Source organism: Paenibacillus sp. AR247, assembly GCF_002968895.1.
Classification (GTDB): Bacteria; Bacillota; Bacilli; order Paenibacillales; family Paenibacillaceae; genus Paenibacillus_AQ; species Paenibacillus_AQ favisporus.
Window position 1 is genome coordinate 215007 of the sequence record NZ_PCZT01000023.1, and the last position, 2670, is coordinate 217676.

The 2670-nt window shown below is 57.4% G+C and carries 3 protein-coding genes and 1 pseudogene; 2 read left to right on the forward strand and 2 right to left on the reverse strand.

The annotated features are described in order from the left end of the window. Window positions 1–962: 2,3-butanediol dehydrogenase (locus CPT76_RS30025; protein WP_105445586.1), on the reverse strand; the 962-nt coding region annotated here is incomplete at its 3' end. 166 nt (window positions 963–1128) lie between these two features. Between CPT76_RS30025 and CPT76_RS30030 the strand changes: the two genes are divergently transcribed. Both CPT76_RS30030 and CPT76_RS30035 read left to right on the forward strand, forming a co-directional pair. Then, window positions 1129–2040, forward strand: a complete 912-nt coding sequence (locus CPT76_RS30030) for a LysR family transcriptional regulator (protein WP_105445477.1) — start codon at window positions 1129–1131, stop codon at window positions 2038–2040. Further along, window positions 2037–2357, forward strand: a complete 321-nt coding sequence (locus CPT76_RS30035) for an MGMT family protein (RefSeq protein WP_105445478.1) — start codon at window positions 2037–2039, stop codon at window positions 2355–2357. The genes CPT76_RS30030 and CPT76_RS30035 overlap by 4 nt, the downstream gene beginning before the upstream one ends. A gap of 85 nt (window positions 2358–2442) precedes the next feature. On the opposite strand, the pseudogene CPT76_RS30040 reads toward CPT76_RS30035, so the two are convergent. Further along, window positions 2443–2670, reverse strand: a pseudogene (locus tag CPT76_RS30040) (phosphotransferase); the annotation flags it as partial.

A 2670-nucleotide genomic window follows, 5' to 3' on the forward strand; every position in this document is an offset into this window, starting at 1 on the left:
AANCTTTTTCGTTGATCACTTGCTTGAGTCCAGTGACCGTTTGCGATCAATGAAATAATCTCAGGGAAAATGTGGCGGTAGGCCAGGATGGCGGTAACGCTCGCTTCCTTCACCATCAGCTGCATCAGATCAATGCTGGCCGGTTTGGCGAACGCCGCGATCACGACAACCTCGCCGCCCTTCTTGACCGTGTTCACGGCATTGGTGAACGTCGGCTGGGCGCCTGCCGCTTCAAAGGCCACGTCCACGCCGGTGCCGGTCAAGGCGAGGATTTCCTCCTCGGTGTTCTGGCGGGCCCCGTTAATGATCGCCGTCGCACCGATCTCCTGAGCCTTTGCCAGCCGCTCATCCGAGACGTCCACCGCGATGATTTGGGCTGCGCCGGCGGCCTTGGCGGACAGAATGGTAAGGAGCCCGATCGGCCCGACACCGAACACGGCCACCTTGTCGCCGACCTTCATGCGGCTGCTGCGCACGGCGTGGAAGGCAACGGCGGTAGGCTCCACCAGCGCGCCTTCCTCCAGCGACACGTGATCGGGCAGCTTATGCACCATATACGGCTGCACGATGGCGTATTCGGCAAAGCCGCCGTTAGCGTTCAGGCCGACGAACCCGAAGCGTTCGCACTGGTTATACCGGCCCTGGCGGCAGTATTCGCATTCACCGCAGTAGATCAGCGGCTCAATCGTGACCCGGTCGCCCACGCTGACGTTCGTCACGCCATCGCCGACCTCGGCAACCGTACCCGCGAATTCATGCCCCAGCGTAAGCGGTGCCATTTCTCCGGAAATCGGATGCGGCACTCCGGTCTGTACGCCGATACCGTGATGGTACGCATGCAGGTCGCTGCCGCAGATGCCTGTCCATTCCACCTTGACCTTCACTTGTCCGGGATTCACGACGGGTTCCTCGACGTTTTCGATTCTTACGTCTTTCGTTCCATGCCAAACGGCTGCTTTCATATCTATATCTCTCCTTGTCCAAGAAGTGGATGATGGAATTCTCCCTTGCCATAAGCCGGGCAAGGGGACCTAACCCCTTTATTGTACTCTCGGATTATGTTTAAATAAATTTAATTGTGGTTACCTTAACTTAAGCTAGACTTATATAAAGAAGGAGATATGCTCGTTGAATATCGATCAGCTGTCTTATGTGGTGGAGGTTGCCCGCGTGAACTCGCTTGCCGAGGCAGCGGGAAATCTGCATATTACCCAATCGGCGGTCAGCCAGGCGATCACAAGCCTGGAGCATGAGCTGGGTCTGAAGCTGTTCAAGCGCTCCCGGCTGGGCACGTTTCCGACGGCCGAGGGCCAGAGCCTCATCAAGAAGATGACGGAAGCGGCCAGAATGATCCAGGAGATTCGGCTGGAAGCAGAGCACCGGACGCAAATGCTGAACGGCGAGCTGCGGCTGGCCACGATGCCCGCTGAAATGGCCGCGCTGGTCAAGGTTATTTCCCTGCTGCGAAGTGAGCATCCCGGGCTTCAATTTGAAATATCGGAGAAGGGTTCCAAGGAGATCATCAGCGATATCCGGCATGATCTGGTGGACCTTGGCTTTGTAGGTCTGCCGGAAAGCATGCTGCATCAGGAGGGTCTTGCGTTCGAAGCGGTGTATACGGGCAAATTGATGATTGCTGTACCGCGCATCTCTCCGCTCGCCGCCCGCAAATCGCTGACGTCTGAGGAAGTCCGCGGGCAGTGGTTTGCGCTGTATAAGGACGATTATGTCGAAGCATACATCAAGGAATTTACCCGCCAGTTCGGACCGGTGCAGGTCCTGTTCAAGACCAATAACGGCGGAGCCGTGCAGAGCGCATTGCAGGAGGGTCTCGCCGTGACGGTGGGGCATGATTATTCCTTTTACAGCTTGGGCGGACCGCTCCGCGACAACCTCGTCATGCTGGATGTTGAAGGCTTCGTCCAGGAGCCGGTCCACTTTGGCTGGATTTGGTCGGAAAGCCGGAAGCGGCCGGCGTATCAGTATATTATCGACCGCTTTAAGCATGAATCCCGTTTTGGAGGTTGGAGAAGCCAATGACGCCTTTTACGATGAACGTCATCCACATTATTCAAAATATACCGGAGGGCCGCGTGATGACCTACGGGCAAATCGCCGAGCTGGCGGGGAGCCGGAGAGCGGCAAGGCAGGTCGTGCGCATTCTTCATTCCTTGGGCAGGAAGCACCGTCTTCCATGGCACCGGGTCGTCAACGCGAAAGGCGAGATCGCCCTCGTGGAGGAGGAGTCGCGCATGCTGCAGATTCTGTATTTGAAGGGCGAGGGGGTAGAGGTCGATGCCGAGGGACGGATTGACTTGGAGGCATACCGCTATCATCCGGAGGCTGGGGCGGACTGAGGCATTGCCACAGACTCCCTCCCTTCCAATAAGTGTAGCGGGGGGCGCTTTCCCGATGGATGAAGGGTAAATACGGCCGGGACATTCAGGAGGAAGCGAGCAATGCGCCCAGCTCTTTTTGATATTGCAAGAATCGGTCTGTAGAAGGGATGACCCGTGCGGCAGACTGGATCCCGCCGATTTTGATACTTCGGACGACGGGATACGGTGCAGACAGCAGTGCATGCAGTAGGGAGAGATCCGGAGCGCTAAGCTGCCGGTGCCGCTGGTAGTATTCGACGGCGCGCAGCATTCCGCCCGCGTTCCAGGTGAA

Bases quoted from the DNA above. Each gene is read 5' to 3' on its own strand.
- CPT76_RS30035 (WP_105445478.1), top strand. From the start codon at position 2,037: ATGACGCCTTTTACGATGAACGTCATCCACATTATTCAAAATATACCG.